Origin of the sequence: Skermanella stibiiresistens SB22 (genome assembly GCF_000576635.1) — a bacterium.
In the GTDB taxonomy this organism is placed as follows: Bacteria; Pseudomonadota; Alphaproteobacteria; order Azospirillales; family Azospirillaceae; genus Skermanella; species Skermanella stibiiresistens.
Window position 1 is genome coordinate 13,934 of sequence record NZ_AVFL01000016.1, and the last position, 17,629, is coordinate 31,562.

Here is a 17,629-nt window from a genome sequence, read left to right on the forward strand (position 1 = left end):
TCGTGATCTTTATCATCGTGGGCGCCGGTTGTTTCCAGCGTCGTTAACTAATGTCGTTTTGTAAGCTTCGGTTGCAGGTAAAAAGAACAAGCCAGGGATGCGAACCGGTTTCCGACATGGGTGTGGTTGGGCGTTGACAGCGCGCGGATTTCGCTGGCGAATGCTTGGGCACGTGGCCAGCGGGCCAGGCCTTGATGGGTTAGCGACCGATGCCGACGCCCTTGCTGTTCCAACAGATCGTTCCCGTGGATGACGCGCAGCTGGCGCTGACCGAAAAGCACCTGATCGCGCTGGGACCGGCGCTGGAGGCGTATTTCCTGGAGTTGCGCCGGGAGACGGACGTGGAATTGGTCTCACTTCCGCCCGCCGTGGCCGGCAGCCCGTATCCCTATGGCCGCTGCGAGGAGATCACGGGCGACCTGCACAAGCGCCTGACGAAGCGGCTGGAAAACCCCGGCTGCGAGGTGGAGCGCGCGATCCGGCGGCTGATGGCGGAGGGAGGGGCGTTTCGGCGGGTCTGGGGCGTCCTGCGCGACCAGTATTTCCAGAACGCCCTGCAGCTGGGCGGCCTGTATGTCGACGTGTCCAACGACACGGTGGTGGTGACCAAGCCCAAGGTGGAGATCCTGCCGATGGAGGGGTCGGGGTTGGTCTCCGTTCGCGACCTCGCCCATTTCCGCCAAACGGCGGAGCGGTATTGGAAGGCGTCGATCTACGCCAACCATCTGGTGCCGTCGCTGGCGCCGGTGCTTCCCATGATCTCGGCCAGTCTGGGGCGGTTGGCGCCGGGTTTGCAATCGGCCTGCAACTACATGATCGAGCTGATGTGCCTGGATGGCTTCCGGCAGGCCGAGGCGTGGCTGCGGGATGGGCCGGCGCCGCCTCCGGAGGTGGCGGAGGCGGTGCTGGCGGGAGTGCCAGCCGGCATGCGGCCGGCGTTCATGCCGGAGGGGAGGTCGGAGGCTGTCGCCGCCTGCCAGCGGGCCCGCGCCGCCAATGTCCACGCCGATCCCGCTTGGCGGCGGGAGCGGATCATGGACTATCTCGGCATGATGGAGTTCCGCCGAACTCAGCTGGGCGCGAAGACGTAGAAGGAGTGGACGAAACCAAAGGCCAGGGCAGTGTACCAGCCGAGGACGCAGCACAGCATGACGACGCACAGCACCCGGGCGCCGGCGCCCATCTGGGGAGCCTCGACGAAGGTGCGCTGGGGATAGGCGCCGAATCCCCGCGATTCCATCGACATCACCATGGTCGAGGCCTTGCGCAGCGCTCCGACCAGCAGCGGCATGGCGTAGCGCTTGGTCTCGCGGATCCTGCCCATCAGGCCGCGCTGCCGGTCGACGCCACGGACGGCCTGCGCGGAGCGGATGATCTTGATCTCCTCCTCGATGGTCGGGACGATCCGCAGGGCGATGAAGAAGGCGTAGGCGATGCGGTACGGCACCCGCATCTGGGTCACCAGCGCGATGGCGAGTTCGCGCGGGTCGGTGGCGCGGACGAAGACCAGCGAGCCGAGGATGATGGTGTAGATCCGCAGCGCCGAGGCCAGGGCGTAGTCGGCGCTTTCCATGTAGATCGGCTTGTCGAGGATGCGGAGGATTTCGGTCGATCCCGGCAGGGTCAGCGTCTGGATGAAGAAGAAGCTGACGCAGGCGATCAGGAACAACCAAGTCCCGCGCAGGATCTCGCGCGGCGACAGCTTGGCGAAGACCAGCGCGGTGATCAGCACGATGGCGGTGATGATGATCTGGACCCAGGCGATATAGGCGCCGAACGCCAGGAACGAGATCGTCAGCACCCAGGCGAACTTGGTCAGCGGGTCGAGCCGGTGGAAGATGCTGTCGCCCGCGCGGAACTGGAAAGCGGTGGTGCGCGCCATGTCTCAAATCATCCTAGGATCGATTGAACGAGGCCCGAGACCGACAGCGTGGCGGCCGGGACTTTGGCGGGGTGACGCCGGGCCAACGCGCGGCTGACCTCGAACACCGGCGGCGGCATCAAGCTGCTGCCCTCCAAGATCTCCGGCAGACCGAACAACTCGGTGGGACTGCCGTCGAAGGCGATCCTGCCGCCGCTGAGCGCCACGGCGCGGTCGGCCCATTGAGCCACCAGCCGCATGTCGTGGGTGATCATGACGATGGTTGTACCGTAGCGCTCGCGCAGCCTGGCCATCAGCCCCATCAGGTGCTGGGCGCGCTCGTGATCCTGGCCGATGGTCGGCTCGTCCAGCAGGAGCAGGTGTGGCTCCAGGACCAGCATGGTCGCGACGCTGAGGCGCCGGCGCTCGCCCAGGCTGAGGTTGAACGGCGAGCGGGCGCGGTAGCGGGCGAGGTCGACGATCTCCAGCACCTCGTCGACCCGCTCCGCGATGGCGGCATCGGAGTAGCCGCGGACCTTGAGGCCATAGGCGACCTCCTCGTCGACCTGATCGGTGACGAACTGGTGGTCCGGGTTTTGGAAGACATAGCCGACCTCCGCCGAGATGTCCTTCGGCCCCAGGTCGGAGATGTCCTTGCCATTGAGGTAGATCGAGTTCTTCGGAGCCGGATTGATGCCGATCAGGCATTTGGCGAGCGTGGTCTTGCCCGAGCCGTTCTGGCCGAGCAGGGCGACGATGCTGCGGGATTCCAGTTCCAGCGAGATGTCGCGGAGGATCGGCGTGTCCTTGTCGTAGCCGAACGACATGTGGCGGATGGACAGGAGCGGCTTGCGCGTCTCGGGAGGGGGTGGTGCGGGGGCTGGTTCCACCGTTCCGGTCGGGACCATGCTGGGTGCGGCGATGAGACGTTCGGCCAGGGCCACGGCCTCGGCGACGTTCAAGGGCACCTGGTCCGGTGCGAGGTCCGTTCCGGCGGCGGCCGCCAATTCCAGCGCGAACTCGCTGACCTGGGGGAACCAGGCGCTGATGGAGACGGCTTCGGCTTCCTCGGAATGGGCGTCGCGCCGGCGAGCGAAGGCCTCGCGCGGCGTGCCGTCGAAGATGATGGTTCCCCGGTCCATCATGACGACCCGGCTGATCAGGTCGGCCAACTCGTCGACCCGGTGCTCGACCATGATCACGGTGGTGCCGTGGTCGCGGTTGAGGCGGTGCAAGACGGCGAAGACCTCCGCCATGCCGGCCGGGTCGAGGTTGGCGGTCGGCTCGTCCAGCACCAGTAGGCGCGGGCGGGCCGCCAAGACGGCGGCGATGCTGACGCGCTGCTTCTGCCCGCCGGACATGTCGAAGATCGACATGTCGCCGGCGTTGGACAAGCCGACGAAGGCCAGCGCCTCCGCCTGCCGGAGCATGATCTCCGGCGCCGGGCGGCACAGGTTCTCCAGGCCGAAGCAGACCTCGTCACGCACCCGCGTGTTGATGATCTGGGCGTCGGGGTCCTGGAAGACCATGCCGACCTCGGTGGCGAAGACCGCCACCTTGGTTTCATGAACGGATTTGCCGCAGACGAACGCCGTGCCCTTGAGGTCACCCTTGAGCGTATGCGGAATGGTGCCGTTGAGCACGTTCAGGAACGTGCTCTTGCCGCAGCCGCTCGGCCCCAGGATCAGGACGAACTCGCCCTCCCGGACCTTGAGGGAGACGCCGTTGATCACCGGCTTGATCTCTCCCTCGTAGCTGTAGGTCAGGTTCTCGATCTCGACCAGGAGTTCGGCGGGCTTGGGAGCCGCCGCCTCGCCAGACGGGGGAGTGGGCGCGGGCGTCAAGGTCACGGTGTCCATCTTCATGCTCACGCGACCTGGCCGGCCAGACGGGTCTTGCCTTCCTCGTCGGCGATGGCGGTGCCGCGCAGCACGCCGGCCTTGGCGAGGCCGCGGGCGATCGGGCGGACCAGGACGATGGCGTAGACGGCACCGCTGACCATGCGGATCGCCAGCGCCAGCAGGTTGTAGCCGAGACCCATGTCACCGACGCCGAAGAAGTAGACCTCCGGGATCTGCTGGAGCAGCGGGGCGAGCGCGCCCGACAGCGCCACGACGCCAAGGGTCCAGCGCTTGTAGCCGTAGAAGGCGAAGGCCAGGTCGGACATGAAGCCCTGGAGGAACCCGGCGCCCAGCACCATGACGCCGTTCGGGTTGCCGGAGAGCACCTGGGCCACGCCGTTCATGGTCTCGGCGATGGTGGCGGCTCCGGGCTTGCGGATGATGTAGGCGCAGAGTGGACCGGAGATGTAGAAGCCGCCGCAGATCGCGGCGAAGGCGAGGAAGCCGTAGCTGCCGGAGAACGTCATGAACAGACGACCCAGCATGGCGTTGGGAGTGCCCAGCACACCGTTGATGACGCCGATGATCGCCATGATGACGATCTCCATCAGCGTGAAGCCGATGACGACGGTTCCGGTGCCCCTGTTCCGCATGTAGGCGAACAGGGCGAGGATGGCCCCGATGACGACGACGATCCCGTAAAGCGTTCCAACGTTCATTTCCGACGCTCCTGACATGAGGCCGATAGCGGCTGGTCGAAGCGTCTGCATCGCGTATGCCAATAAAGCGGAAGCTGTCGGGATTACTCCGACTGGGTGGGGGAGACGACGAGCTGCGCCCGCAGGACGTCGGCCTTGCCCGGCAGGTGGAGGCGCAGGATCTGGCCGAGACGGCGGCCGTCGCGATTGATCAGCGCGATCAGGATGTTCTCGTGGTCCATCACCGATTTCCGCCAGCTGTCGACCCGGATATTGACCGCGAAGCGATAGGGCCGGACCCAGGCGTTGAGGCGCTCCAGTTCCTGGACCAGGACCTTGTTCTCCGACGCCTCCCAGATGGCGTGGTGGATGGCTTGGTTGAGCTGGTAGTAGCCGGCGATATCGCCGCCCTGGAAGGCCGCGACCATCCGCTGGTGGAGGTCGCCGATATGGCTGATCCCGGCGTCGGAAATGCGGGCCGCCGCGTGCTCCCCGGCCATCGCGTCGAGCGTGCCGATCACGCTGAAGGTCTGGAGAATCTCATCGATGCCGGGCTGCCGGACCCGGACGCCGCGGTTGGGCAGCGGCTCGGTCAGGCCCTCCGACGTCAGGACGCGGATCGCCTCGCGGATGGGGCCGCGCGAGCGGTTGAAGGTGCGGCACAGCTCCACCTCGGTCAGCCGCGTTCCGGGAGCGACGGCGCCACTGACGATCAGGTCGCGGAGCACGTCGGCCACGGGCCGCCGGTTCTCGGGGCTGCAGGGTGTATGCGGGATCATGCCGATGATTGGATGGAGCCTCGACCAAGGGTGGAACACACCATACCGATGGACGCGGCAGAAGTCTTGTAGGACAGAACAGGTCCGAACAGGGTAATCGACCAGACACGGCGAGCCGGTTTCATGGGCAGATTTCCAGTCATCATGCCAATTATCACGCCATTTGATAAAGTGTTCACCCTGTTGAGGCGAAGAGATGAAGGGATTATCATTCGCCCGCCCTGCCATGTCGGTTCAGGAGCACTATTTTCAAGAGGTCTGACCTCTGTCGCCATTTGGATGAGGACGCCATGCCGTGGACTCCGATCATCAGGCGCCTGGAAGAGGCGCGTCTCCATCGTGGCGACATCGTCCACCACCTGCTGGCTGGCCTGCGCGAGCAGATCTTCCTGGGGAAGCTGCCCAGCGGCAGCCGTCTTCCGGGAGAGAAGAAGCTGGCGGACATGCTCCACCTGAGCCGCCCGACCCTGCGGGAGGCGCTGAGGATCCTGGCGCATGAGGGGCTGGTGGTCAGCCGCTGGGGCGATGGCACCTTCATCACCGACCAACTGCCGCGGATCGTCGATGGCCGGCTGTCGGCCCGCACCGCCGTTTCCCCGTCGTCGTGGATCGAGCCGGATTGGAACGGGCACGACGAAAGTCCGATGATGACGGCGGCGCCGGACTCCGTGGCGGAGGCGCTGGGGATCGCACCCGGAAGCACCGTGCTGATGCTGCGCCGGCACTATGCCGCGGCGGAGCGGTTCATGGCGCGCGTCGATGTCTTCCACCGGGTTGGAAGCCCCGCCGCGGTCACAAGTGGAACCCCGCCCGCCGCGCGCTCCGCCGTCCGGATCGGCACCGTCAGCGAGAATGGCGAGGCGCTGTTCCAGATCGTCGAGACCGTGTTCGACCCCGCCGGGGGCGTCTCCCATGTCGTGGTGGTGTCGCGGACCACCAGCGTGCCGCTCCGTCTGGCGACGCGCTGAGCGGCGGGGCTGGCCCGTTTCCTGCACAACGGGACGTTCACATCTGATGGAGGAACGCCCATGAAACTCGACTTCACCAACCAAACCGTCATCGTCACCGGAGCCGGTAGCGGGATCGGCAAGGCCGCGGCGATCGACTTCGCCAAGGCGGGAGCCACCGTGATCTGCGTCGACGTGGTCGGCGCCGAGGAGGCCGCGGCCGAGATCAAGGCTAGTGGCGGGTCCGCCGAGGCGGCGTTCCTGGATGTCCGCGACGCGGCGGGCTGGACCACACTGGTGGGCGGCCTGATCGAGCGGTACGGCCAAATCGACGCCTTGGTCAACAACGCGGGCGTCGCTGTTCCCGGAGACACCGCGATCGACGTGACCGAGGAGATCTGGGACAAGATCCTGGACGTCAACGCCAAGGGCGTCTGGCTGGGGATGCGCGCCGTCCTGCCCGGCATGGTCGAGCGCCGCAAGGGCAAGATCTGCAACGTGGCCTCCACGGCGGCCCATATCGGGTTGCGCGACGCGGCGGCCTATTGCGCGTCGAAGGGCGCGGTGCTGGCCCTGACCCGTCAGGCGGGAGTCCAGTACGCGCCGCTGAACATCCAGATCAATTCGGTGTCGCCCGGCACCACCATGACCGGCCTGCAGCGCGACGTGACCGAGGCCCAGCGGGCGGTGTTCCGCACCCTGACGCCGATCGACCGCTTCGCCGAATCCGAGGAGGTCTCCGCCGCCATCCTGTTCCTCTGCTCGCATGGCTCGTCCTTCATCACCGCCAGCGATCTCAGCATCGATGGCGGCATGGTGGCGCTCTGACATCATGCCGAAAACGCACCGAAAGGCTTCCCGATGAACATCTTGGTGACCGGCGGCGCCGGACTGATCGGCATGCCGTTGCGCCGGGCGCTGGCGGCGCGGGGACATGGGGTCGCCGCGATCGACGTGACCGATTTCGGCCGCGACGATCCGGACCTGACGCTGATGTCGATCAACGACGCCGCCGCGCTGCGCGGGCTGTTCGAGGACCGCGGGATCACGGCGGTCGCCCATTGCGGCGCGTTGTCCGGCCCGATGATGGCGCGGGACGAGCCATTGAAGATGGTCGAGGTCAACATCAACGGGACCGCTCTGCTGCTGGAACAGGCGCGGCTGGCCAAGGCAACCCGCTTCGTCTTCTGCTCGTCCATCAGCGTCTATGGCGATGTCGGCGAGGCGCCGATCGACGAGGCGACGCCGCTCCAGCCGACCTCCGTCTATGGCGCCAGCAAGGTGGCCGGGGAACAACTGATCCGGGGCTACGCGGCGCAGTTCGGGCTCGACGGGGTCAGCCTGCGGATCGCCCGCGTCCATGGCCCCTATCGGCGCGGCAATTGCCACATTGGCTCGCTGATCCGCGACGCCGCCGAGGGCAAGGTCACGGAGATCCCGTGCGATCCGGAGTTCCGCTATCACTACGTCTATGTCGATGACGTGGTGGACGCCATCATCACGGCGCTGGAGGCCGATCGGTTGGGGCACCGGGAATACAATGTCGGCTCCGGCGAGGTCGTGACGATGCCGGTCCTGGTGGAACAGGCGGAACGGGTGATCCCCAGCGCCAAGGCGCTGCTGGTGCCGGGCGCCGACGACGTGCCTGACGTCCAGGCGTCGTTCGACATCTCCCGCATCGCCAAGGATCTGGGCTGGCGGCCGAAGCACACCCTCGCCCAGGGGATGGCGGCGCAGCTGGCCGCAGGGCTGGCGCCGTCCTAGACGAGCGGAACGGGCGGCGCGTTCTTGACGACATCCAGCACGATGGTCGAGCGGACATCCTTGACGCCCGGCAGCCGCAAAAGCCGCCGCAGCACGGACTCGCCCAAATCGTCCAGGTCGCGCGCCACCACCCGCAGCAGATAGTCGAAGTCTCCCGTCACCGCGTAGCATTCGGTGACCTCGCTCAACCGGCCCAGCGCCTCGGTGAAGCGCTCGACGGAATCGTCGGTGTGCTGGGACAGGTTGATCTGGACGAAGGCCAGGACGCCGAACCCCAGCGCCCGCCGGTTGAGCCGCGCGCTGTAGCCCTCGATCACGCCGTCGGCCTCCAGCGCCTTGACGTGGCGCAGGCAGGGGGATGGCGCCATGCCGATCCTCTCCGCCAAGTCGATGTTGGTGACGCGACCCTCGCCCTGGAGGATCGAGAGTATCTTGCGGTCCACGGTCGAAATCCGCTTCTGGTCCCGGTCGGTCATATCCTCCCCGCTTTTGGCTTTTGACGGTCATATCATGACCGAAATGGCACCGTTTGGCTCGGGAATAGGCGACAGATGCCCCGACGGCGGGATTATGCTGGTTGCAACGAATAATCAGCGCCGACAGGTGGGGGAGGACGCCGTGAAGTCCGAGAAACATGGTGCCGCGGCGGGCGATGGCGGAAAGCCCGACAATCCGGACTGGACCATCGACCAAGGCTGGGATGGCTACACCGCCGCCGAACATCACGTCTGGAAGACCCTGTTCGAGCGGCAGGGCAAGCTGCTGCCCGGCCGCGCCTGCGACGAGTTCATCAAGGGCCTTGGCAGTCTGACCCTGGATGCCGACCGCATTCCCGATTTCCGGCGCTTGAGCGACGTCCTGGCGAAGCGGACCGGCTGGCAGGTGGTCGCGGTGCCGGGGCTGGTGCCGGACGAGGTCTTCTTCGACCATCTCGCCAACCGCAGGTTTCCAGCGGGCCAGTTCATCCGGCGGCCGGACCAGCTGGACTATCTGGAGGAGCCGGACGTCTTTCACGATGTCTTCGGCCATGTGCCGATGCTGATGCACCCCGTCTTCGCCGATTACATGCAGGCCTATGGCGTCGGCGGCCTGCGTGCCGGCAAGCTCGGCGTGCTGGCGAACCTCGCCCGCGTCTATTGGTATACGGTCGAATTCGGCCTGATCGAACAGGATGGGATCGAGCAGGCCGACGGATTGCGGATCTACGGCTCCGGCATCGCCTCGTCCCATGCCGAGACGCTGTTCGCGCTCGACGACACCTCGCCCAACCGGGTCCGGTTCGACGTGGAGCGGGTGATGCGGACCCGGTACCGAATCGACGATTTCCAGGAGACCTATTTCGTCATCCAGGGGTTCGACGAGCTGCTGGATCTGGCGTGGATCGACTTCGGCCCGATCTATGACCGCGTCAAGGGACAGCGGGAGATCGAACCCGGCGTCGTGCTGGCGACGGACCGGGCGATCACCCGCGGAACCGGTGCCTATCATCACGGCGGCAAGCGCGCGGGCTGAATGGTACCGCGGAAAGGAACGGACATGGGTTTTAAGGGCAAGACGATCCTCGTCACGGGCGCCTCGGGCAATCTGGGGCGGGCGGTCGCGGCGGGTTTCGCGGCGGAGGGGGCCACGCTGGTGCTGGTGGGCTCCAGCCTGCCCCACCTGGAGCGGGCGTTTGGGGCGACCGGCGAGCGCCAGATCCTCGTCCCGGCCGATCTGCTCGACCAAGCCTCGGTGACGCGGGCGGTGGAGGTGGCGATCGGCCAGACCGGGCGGATCGACGTGCTGTGCGCCCTGGCGGGCGGCTTCCGCATGGGCGAGCCGGTCCACGAGACCTCCACCGAGACCTGGGACTACCTGCTCGACCTCAACGCGCGCGGCCTCGTCCATACCGCCAAGGCTGTGGTGCCGCACATGCTGGCCGCCGGGGGAGGCAAGATCGTCACGGTGGGAGCCGCCGCCGCGCAGCGGGGCGCCGCCGGCATGGGGGCCTACAGCGCGTCGAAGGCCGCGGTGATCCGGCTGACCGAGGCCATGTCGGCCGAGTTGCGCGACCACGGCATCAACGTCAACTGCGTGCTGCCGACCATCATCGACACGCCGGAGAACCGCGCCGCGATGCCGAAGGCCAACCCGGCGAAGTGGGTGGCGCCGGAAGATCTCGCCAGCGTCATCCTGTTCCTCGCCTCCGACGCGGCGCGGGCGGTCCACGGCGCGGCGCTGCCCGTCACCGGCCTGAGCTGAACCGATACGAGAAAAGGGAGTCACGTCATGGGACCTTACCCGCACGACGCCCCTCGGGCGGAAATCTCGGAAGACAACCCGATGGGGACCGACGGTTTCGAGTTCGTGGAATACGCCTCGACCGAGCCGGAGAAGCTGCACGCGCTGTTCGAGACCATGGGCTTCACGGCGGTCGCCAAGCACCGCTCGCGCGCCGTGACGCTGCACCGCCAGGGTGACGTCAATTTCGTGGTCAACGCCGAACCCGACAGCTTCGCCCGCCGGTTCGCCGAACAGCATGGCCCCTGCGCCTGCGCCATGGCGTTCCGCGTGGCGGACGCGCGGCACGCCTTCGAGCGCGCGGTCAGGCTGGGCGCCAAGCCGGTGGAAACCCGCGTCGGGCCGATGGAGCTGAACATTCCGGCGATCGAGGGGATCGGCGGCAGCCTGCTGTACTTCGTCGACCGCTATGGCGACCGGGGTTCGATCTATGACGTCGATTTCGTCTGGACCGGCGAGCGCGAGCCGAAACCCGAGGGCGCCGGGCTGTATTACATCGACCACCTGACGCACAATGTCCGGCGCGGCAACATGGGCAAATGGGCCGACTTCTACCAGCGGCTGTTCAATTTCCGGCAGATCCGATTCTTCGATATCGAGGGCAAGATGACCGGGCTGTTCTCCAAGGCGCTGACCAGCCCCGACGGCAAGATCCGCATCCCGATCAACGAGAGCGCCGACGAGCGGAGCCAGATCGAGGAATACTTGCGCGACTACAAGGGCGAGGGCATCCAGCACGTCGCCACCGGCTGCCGCGACATCTACCAAACCGTCGCGACCCTGCGCGAGCGCGGGTTGGATTTCATGCCGGCGCCCCCGAGCGCCTATTACGACAAGATCGACCAGCGCCTGCCCAACCATGGCGAGCCGCTGGACGCGTTGCGGCGGCTGGGATTGCTGATCGACGGCGAGGGTGTGGTCGAGGGAGACGGCACCAAGCTGCTGCTGCAAATCTTCTCGAAGACCGTGATCGGGCCGATCTTCTTCGAGTTCATCCAGCGGAAGGGCGACGACGGATTCGGCGAGGGCAACTTCCGCGCCCTGTTCGAGAGCATCGAGGAAGACCAGATCCGCCGCGGTGTGATCAAGGCGAGCGCCTGAGGGGGAAGCCGCATGATTGGGACGGAAATGGAAAAGCTGGCGTACCAGACCGGCTTTGGCAACGAGTTCGCGACCGAGGCCCTGCCCGGCGCGCTGCCGGTCGGCCGCAACTCGCCCCAGCGCCCGGCCTATGGCCTGTACGCCGAGCAGATCTCCGGGACGGCCTTCACGGCACCCCGGGCGGAGAACCGCAGGTCGTGGACCTATCGCATCCGCCCCGCCGTGGCGCATCCGCCGTTCGAGCGGATCGACGCCGGCTTGATCCGGAGCCGGTTCGACGAGGTGCCGACACCGCCCAACCAGCTGCGCTGGGACCCTCCCCCGCCGCCGGTCGAGCCGACCGACTTCGTCCAGGGGCTGGTGACGATGGGCGGCAATGGCGGGCCGGAGGCGCAGGCCGGCTGCGCCATCCACCTCTACGCCGCCAACCAGGCGATGGGGAACCGGTACTTTTACAACGCCGACGGCGAGATGCTGATCGTGCCGCAGCGGGGCCGCGTCCGCTTCGCGACCGAGTTCGGGCTGATCGACGCGGAGCCGCGCGAGATCGTGGTGATCCCGCGGGGCGTGCGCTTCCGCGTCGAGCCGCTGGACGGCGTGATCGGCGGCTATGTCTGCGAGAACTTCGGCGCGCTGTTCCGGCTGCCCGACCTGGGGCCGATCGGCGCCAACGGGCTCGCCAATCCGCGCGACTTCCAGACGCCGGTGGCGTGGTACGAGGACCGCGACGAGCCCGCCGAATTGGTCGCCAAGTTCCTGGGAAACCTGTGGTCCACCCGGATCGGCCATTCGCCGCTGGATGTGGTGGCGTGGCACGGCAATTACGCGCCGTACAAATACGACCTGCGCCGGTTCAACACGATCGGGTCGATCAGCTTCGACCATCCCGATCCGTCGATCTTCCTGGTGCTCCAGTCGGTCAGCGACACGCCGGGCGTCGACAACATCGACTTCGTCTGCTTTCCGCCGCGCTGGCTGGTGGCGGAGGACACGTTTCGGCCGCCCTGGTTCCACCGCAACGTCGCCAGCGAGTTCATGGGCCTGATCCACGGCGTCTATGACGCCAAGCAGGAAGGCTTCATGCCGGGCGGATGCAGCCTGCACAATTGCATGAGCGGCCATGGCCCCGACGCCGAGACGGTCGAGAAGGCCAGCGCCGCCGACACGTCGAAGCCGCAGCCGGTGACCGACACCATGGCCTTCATGGTCGAAACCCGCGCGGTGATCCGCCCGACCCGCTTCGCGATCGAGACCGCCCAGCTTCAGCATGAGTATTTCCGCTGCTGGGAGGGGTTGAGGAAGCGCTTCACGCCGGATCGGCCGTGAGGGGGTTGGGTGGGTTGGATGAGCCGATGGGAACGGTGATGAACCCCAATGATCCCGGTCTGAGGAGCTTCGTGGATGTCGCGGCGGACAGCCATTTTCCGATCCAGAACTTGCCGTTCGGCGTGTTCTCGATGGAGGCGGAGCCGCGGCCGAGGGTGGGCGTCGCGATCGGGGAGTGGGTGCTGGATCTGGCGGTGCTGGAGCGGGAGGGGTTGCTGACGGCGGGGGACTCGCCGGTGTTCGATGGTCGCAGCCTCAACCGTTTCATGACGAGGGGTCGGGAGGTGTGGCGTCGGGTGCGGGCCGATGTCAGCGGGTTGCTGCGCCACGACAACCCGCGCCTGCGGGACGATCGGGCGCTGCGGGAGCGGGCCTTGGTGCCGGTGGCGGGGGTCAGGCTTCACCTGCCGGTGGAGATCGGCGGGTATACCGACTTCTATTCGTCGCGCGAGCACGCGACCAATGTGGGGTCGATGTTCCGCGATCCGGCCAACGCCCTGTTGCCGAACTGGCTGCATCTGCCGGTCGGGTATAACGGTCGGGCGAGTTCGGTCGTGGTGAGTGGGACGCCGATCCGGCGGCCCAACGGGCAGACCAAGCCGCCGGGCGCGGAGCTTCCCGCCTTCGGCCCGAGCCGCAAGCTGGATTTCGAGCTTGAGACGGCTTTCATCATCGGCGAGGGCAACCCGCTGGGGGAGCCGATCCCGGTCGGCGACGCGGAGCGCCACATCTTCGGCATGGTGCTGATGAACGACTGGAGCGCTCGGGATATCCAGCAGTGGGAATATGTGCCGCTGGGTCCGTTCAACGCCAAGAGCTTCGGCACCTCGATCTCGCCCTGGGTGGTGACGCTGGACGCGCTGGAACCCTTCCGCGTCGCCGGCCCGGCGCAGGAGCCGGAGCCCCTGCCCTATCTGCGGCATGGCGGGGGTGCGGCTGCGTTGGATATCCGGTTGGAGGTGGGGTTGAGGCCGGCGGGTGGTGATGGGGTCACGGTGGTCTGCCGGACGAACTTCCGGCATCTGTACTGGAGCATGGCGCAGCAACTGGCCCATCACACCGTCTCCGGCTGCGACACGCAGGCGGGCGACTTGATGGGGTCGGGCACGATCAGCGGCCATGAGGCGGACTCGTTCGGCAGCCTGTTGGAACTGACCTGGAACGGGCGGGACCCGCTGGTTTTGGCGGGCGGCGCGCGGCGGACTTTCCTGGAGGATGGCGACGAGGTGATCATGACAGGATGGTGCCAGGGGATCGGCTATCGCGTGGGGTTCGGTGAGGTGGCCGGACGGGTGCTGCCGACGCTGGAGGTTGGATAGGGCTCGGGGTTTGGACGGTGCTTGTTTGGAGGATGTGGCGTTGATCACCCCCCCTAATGCGGCCAAAATGTCATCATTCGTGATCATCGGGGCGCCGGAAGTCATCATTCGCGGGCGCCTTCGGTGATGGGTTGGCCGGGGTTGGCGGGGCTACGAGTTTCCGGAATATTATCCTAGTGTCCGGGTGGAGGCAAGACCAGAGAGGAGATCTCCAGCGCGATCAGGACCAGCGATCCGGAAATGACATCCCGGTCGGACAGTCACGGTAACAGGATCAAGATAGACTGGATCGTTGATATGGTGGGATGCATATCTGTCGTAACCGGCACCGACGTCGGAGCGGACGAGTTAGCCGAGCGCTACATCAAGACTATCGGACCGGGCCTCCAGTTCATACCATCTGACGTCCAGCTTACGGAGTTCATCAAGGCCCCATACACCAATGACTCGGATCTCTTCACCGCATGGCGCGAAGCCAATGCCCGCGTCCAGGCGGTGAAGCAATGACCTCCCGCATCAGCTTCCATCACTAATCTTGATCATCACCTCTCTGGTCCTTCAGATTTTGGAAAGTACTTATAAACTGTGCTATGTCCAATATTAAGAAGGTCTGCGACTTTTCCCTTCATGATACCATAATCTAAAACCATTCTACGCATTACCCGCATTCCTAGTTCATTGAGAACTGGGCGCCTCCCATGCGATCTGTGAGATCCGTCGCTTAGAAGAAGACGAATATCCGGAGATATGCCTCCATTACTAAGGATCTCATTGATAATGTCATCTTCGGTCATCGGCTTTTCAGGATCTTTTTCTTCCTCCTCAAGCCAGAGAACCCAACTCCGTAGAGATCCACCAATTTTGTGCTTAGACCCACCCGTCCAGCTTGTGATGCCAAACTTCTTTGCGACTGAATCACCTATGCTCTTAGGTGATACGAGAGGGTCCTCACGTATCAGTGGCCTCACAAATTCTATAACTTCGTGACGAGACGCAGCACCCCGAACAATGCTCTTAGCATTCGTGCTGTTACTCCAGAGAGGTATCTGTGGCTGTCCGTCGAAATCGATCAGGCGAAAGCGCAATAAAACAGAGACATTCTTCTCTCCATACTGCTTCTGAAGCTCTGCAATTGAGACCTTTTCTTGGAGGGAATGTGAGTAAGCATCAACGATCGGGTGTGGATTGCAATTCAGTAAGAATATACTCTGAGTCAGTTGGTGCTCATACTCACTTTCAAGTGAGTTGAATGTTCCTTCAGTAAGCTCAGTAAGCTGAGTAGCGACGTTGGTTTTATCCAGCTTAGTTTTGGGCGGTTTTTTCTCGACTTTCCCTTTTACACTTGATGTATGGATTCCCACTGGCTCTTCATCGCTGGTCGACACCGAAATTATTTCCAAAATATTATCGAAAACTGTCTTAAAATTCTGGAAAGCTCGCTCTGGTAGGGTAGGCACAACGTGCTCGGCAAAACCCATTTTTGAGTCACTATCGACCTTCATGAACTGAAGCTGATCCGATAAGGAGGATTCTACCGTTATGCTGCCAAATTTCATTATGAGCAATCCTGGCTTGAGGACAAGACCATAATCATCAATCTTTGTTTTTAGAAACTCTTCATCAAACATGAACTCTATTGACAAGTTCTCCGCCTCAACCCAATCCTGCTTCTCTGGAATAGGCGGTAGTAGCAGGGCATAAGCTCTGCGATTTTTATGCACCTTTATCCAATCTTTTTCAGGAAATATCTCAAAGTTTCTGTCTAGTTGGAAGGCTTTTTTGCCATCTCCGTCGTTGTCAAAGATGCCGATTTTTAACGTAGAGACAGAAGGGATCACCGAACACAAATGCTTGGTTAGGGTTCCCACACCAGCGCTGCCGCCGGTGGATATGTTTTCAGGAGTAGTATCACACGATGTTATATCGAATGGAGCATTTTGGTTCGGAAAAAGCTTACTCCATGCAGTTGATAATATCATGACATCCGTTTTTCCTTCGGTGATTACAACAGGCTTTGAAAACCGCTTGATCCTCTCCTCAAGCTCAGCCGCTTGAGCTTCGAACTGCTTGGTATAAACCTTTGCCTCCTCAGCTTCTGCTATTTTGCGATGCATCAGATTACGCAGCTGCGACATAAGAGATATGTGTCCAAGCTCCTCGGCTAATGTAAGGTCATCAATGTCCGTAGCGTGAGGATGAGCTACATTAGTAATCGTTGTAGTACCTCCAGCTTTAATTGCTCGATATAATGAACAGCGGGGATCGTCAACGGAGATAAACGCGGGACTATGGGTAGTGATAAATATTTGGGAGCTTTTCCTGTATTCATCTGCGCACCTTTGGAACATCTGACTTGCTATGCGGAATTCCATTGAATTTTCCGGTTCTTCAAACCCCCAAAGGAACCGATGCTTTGATTTTTTTGCGATATAATCCAAAATAGTTGGAATCATCCGTAAACGCAATCCATCTCCCAAAGCATCTATGTTCATTGAAGTTCCTACCTGCTCAGCTTGCATCGTTGTGATAAGTATAGATTGAAAAAGGTCAGGTAAGCTGCGGGGCAATGAAAAGTTCAAAGAAATATCGGTGGCTAATGAAAAATCCTTCCTCAGAGACTCAGTCGTGACCTTAAGGTATCTGTTAAATCCTTCTACTTCATTGTCAAAGCTTTTATGAATTTTCTCGTCTAGTTCAAATATTGATCTATGCAGATGCTTCATAAGACCTTGAAAAACGTTCAGGTCTTTTATGGCAGGTATGTATACATATCGATGTCTGCTGAGAAATATCTCTACAATTTGCAATATGTATGCCGATTCCAAGCTAAACTTACTCTCTGGATCTTGACGCCCGCTATAAATGGAGATTTTCTCTTTATGATCTCCATCAAACCAAGTTTTCGTGACAGTAAATGTTGCTGGAAGTGCGTCTTCAAAAAAATCGCCTCGAGAAAATGTGACCGCTATCGAAATCGAAGGCCGCGTTTTAGGGTTACGTCGCTTCGCCTCATTGCTTCTCTGGTTGGAATAATCGCGCAAGAAATTTAAGGCTTCTTGCCATTCAGTTTCACCGTTGAAAAAAAGATTGAGAGCTTTGAGCAAATTTGACTTTCCGGCGTTGTTTGAACCAGTGATGATATTCAAATTGCCGTTAAAATCCAGTCTGGCTTTGTATAACGATCTGAAATATCTGATCTGAACGCTCTTAATGTATGGCAACGACATTACATCATTCATTTGGTGCTTGGCCTTTTTATCAGGTTCTTTAGTTTTTGTGCAATATCAATTTGTGAACTAGGTACAGCGCAAAAAAATACCGTCTTGTTGAACTCTCAGTCAAGCACTTAGTTGTACGATCGACTCTGAGCCGGCACAACACAAATCTATAATATCTATGGTTGTGCATTTTGCTATGATGCAAAAATAGATTTAGTAAAAATTATTGAGATTTGCTTGAAACGCGATAAATCACTGGCTAGGTGAATCAGATTAAGAGCGGAAAGCAAAGCCTATATCAGAGCAGGACAGTCAATGGCCTCGACGTTGCTAGCCGGATTTGTGACAGCTACACTAAGCAATAACTCGTGGATCTCCCCTGCATCCTTGCTCGCCATTCCGCAAACTACCCCCTCCTCGCACGCGTTTTCCAAGTTACTTGCAATCTTCGCTAGCCAATTAGAAACAGCTACAAAAATCATTATAACGTAGAGA

Annotated in this window: 15 protein-coding genes; 9 read left to right on the top strand and 6 right to left on the bottom strand. The window is 62.2% G+C overall.

Annotated elements, in window-relative coordinates:
* Positions 1-209 precede the first annotated feature (209 nt).
* Positions 210-1,091 (top strand): hypothetical protein, encoded by an 882-nt coding sequence (locus tag N825_RS20285; protein ID WP_051512670.1) that lies wholly within the window; start codon positions 210-212, stop codon positions 1,089-1,091.
* On the opposite strand, the gene N825_RS20290 is transcribed toward N825_RS20285, so the two are convergent.
* The 4 genes from N825_RS20290 to N825_RS20305 form a co-directional block, all read right to left on the bottom strand.
* Positions 1,070-1,882 carry an energy-coupling factor transporter transmembrane component T family protein gene (locus tag N825_RS20290; RefSeq protein ID WP_037456225.1) on the bottom strand — a complete coding sequence of 271 codons (813 nt, stop codon included), beginning with the start codon at positions 1,880-1,882 and terminating at the stop codon, positions 1,070-1,072. The genes N825_RS20285 and N825_RS20290 overlap by 22 nt on opposite strands.
* An 8-nt stretch (positions 1,883-1,890) precedes the next feature.
* Positions 1,891-3,726 carry an ABC transporter ATP-binding protein gene (locus N825_RS20295; protein ID WP_051512671.1) on the bottom strand — a complete coding sequence of 612 codons (1,836 nt, stop codon included), beginning with the start codon at positions 3,724-3,726 and terminating at the stop codon, positions 1,891-1,893.
* A gap of 2 nt (positions 3,727-3,728) precedes the next feature.
* Positions 3,729-4,421, bottom strand: a complete 693-nt coding sequence (locus N825_RS20300) for an ECF transporter S component (RefSeq protein WP_037456226.1) — start codon at positions 4,419-4,421, stop codon at positions 3,729-3,731.
* 83 nt (positions 4,422-4,504) lie between these two features.
* The gene (locus N825_RS20305) at positions 4,505-5,137 is read right to left on the bottom strand and encodes a GntR family transcriptional regulator (RefSeq protein ID WP_211098405.1); all 633 of its coding nucleotides are present in this window, start codon (positions 5,135-5,137) and stop codon (positions 4,505-4,507) included.
* A gap of 332 nt (positions 5,138-5,469) precedes the next feature.
* On the opposite strand from N825_RS20305, the gene N825_RS36725 reads away from it, so the two are divergent.
* From N825_RS36725 to N825_RS20320, 3 genes are read left to right on the top strand one after another with little or no spacing between them, the layout of a single operon-like run.
* Positions 5,470-6,147: a GntR family transcriptional regulator gene (locus N825_RS36725; RefSeq protein WP_157619433.1), complete on the top strand. Its 678-nt coding sequence runs from the start codon at positions 5,470-5,472 to the stop codon at positions 6,145-6,147.
* Positions 6,148-6,207: 60 nt separating this feature from the next.
* A complete protein-coding gene (locus tag N825_RS20315) occupies positions 6,208-6,954 on the top strand; it encodes an SDR family NAD(P)-dependent oxidoreductase (protein ID WP_037456229.1) in 747 nt (248 codons plus the stop codon).
* Positions 6,955-6,987: 33 nt separating this feature from the next.
* Positions 6,988-7,890 carry an NAD-dependent epimerase/dehydratase family protein gene (locus N825_RS20320; protein WP_037456232.1) on the top strand — a complete coding sequence of 301 codons (903 nt, stop codon included), beginning with the start codon at positions 6,988-6,990 and terminating at the stop codon, positions 7,888-7,890.
* On the opposite strand, the gene N825_RS20325 is transcribed toward N825_RS20320, so the two are convergent.
* Positions 7,887-8,366 (bottom strand): Lrp/AsnC family transcriptional regulator, encoded by a 480-nt coding sequence (locus N825_RS20325; RefSeq protein ID WP_037456235.1) that lies wholly within the window; start codon positions 8,364-8,366, stop codon positions 7,887-7,889. The two genes, N825_RS20320 and N825_RS20325, sit on opposite strands and share 4 nt — an antisense overlap.
* A gap of 142 nt (positions 8,367-8,508) precedes the next feature.
* Here N825_RS20325 and phhA point away from each other — a divergent pair, with 142 nt between their 5' ends.
* From phhA to fahA, 5 genes are read left to right on the top strand one after another with little or no spacing between them, the layout of a single operon-like run.
* Entirely contained in the window at positions 8,509-9,402 is an 894-nt protein-coding gene (phhA, locus tag N825_RS20330; RefSeq protein ID WP_245613178.1) for a phenylalanine 4-monooxygenase, read from the top strand.
* Between the two features lie 24 nt (positions 9,403-9,426).
* Positions 9,427-10,131, top strand: a complete 705-nt coding sequence (locus tag N825_RS20335; RefSeq protein ID WP_037456463.1) for an SDR family oxidoreductase — start codon at positions 9,427-9,429, stop codon at positions 10,129-10,131.
* Between the two features lie 27 nt (positions 10,132-10,158).
* Positions 10,159-11,271: a 4-hydroxyphenylpyruvate dioxygenase gene (hppD, locus tag N825_RS20340; RefSeq protein ID WP_037456240.1), complete on the top strand. Its 1,113-nt coding sequence runs from the start codon at positions 10,159-10,161 to the stop codon at positions 11,269-11,271.
* A gap of 12 nt (positions 11,272-11,283) precedes the next feature.
* Positions 11,284-12,597, top strand: a complete 1,314-nt coding sequence (gene hmgA, locus N825_RS20345; protein WP_037456243.1) for a homogentisate 1,2-dioxygenase — start codon at positions 11,284-11,286, stop codon at positions 12,595-12,597.
* Between the two features lie 38 nt (positions 12,598-12,635).
* Positions 12,636-13,916, top strand: coding sequence for a fumarylacetoacetase (gene fahA / locus N825_RS20350; RefSeq protein WP_198038793.1), 1,281 nt, complete (start codon positions 12,636-12,638; stop codon positions 13,914-13,916).
* 542 nt (positions 13,917-14,458) lie between these two features.
* Here the strand turns inward: fahA and N825_RS37995 are convergent.
* Positions 14,459-17,155, bottom strand: a complete 2,697-nt coding sequence (locus N825_RS37995) for an AAA family ATPase (protein WP_084164912.1) — start codon at positions 17,153-17,155, stop codon at positions 14,459-14,461.
* Between the last annotated feature and the right edge of the window lie 474 nt (positions 17,156-17,629).